The sequence below is a fragment of the Stenotrophomonas sp. SrG genome (genome assembly GCF_050031795.1).
GTDB classification, from domain to species: Bacteria; Pseudomonadota; Gammaproteobacteria; order Xanthomonadales; family Xanthomonadaceae; genus Stenotrophomonas; species Stenotrophomonas rhizophila_A.
Map to the genome: position 1 here is coordinate 1 of NZ_JBNBBE010001004.1, position 241 is coordinate 241.

General features: G+C 63.5%; 1 pseudogene. It reads left to right on the plus strand.

The features are described 5' to 3' along the window. Positions 1-241: pseudogene (locus ACQG3P_RS22515) on the plus strand (GDP-mannose 4,6-dehydratase); the annotation flags it as partial.

Consider the following 241-nt stretch of genomic DNA (forward strand, 5'->3'; position numbering starts at 1 on the left):
CAAGTTCAGCGAAACCACTCCGTATGCCCCCAATTCGCCTTAGTCGGCGTCCAAGGCGGCATCGGACCATCAGGTGCGGGCGTTCCACCACACCTACGGGCTGCCGGTGCTGACCACCAACTGCTCCAACAACTATGGCCCGTCCCACTTCCCGGAAAAGCTCATTCCGCTGGTGATTGCCAGGGCGCTGGCCGGCGAACCGCTGCCGGTCTACGGCGATGGCAAGCAGGTCCGTGACTGG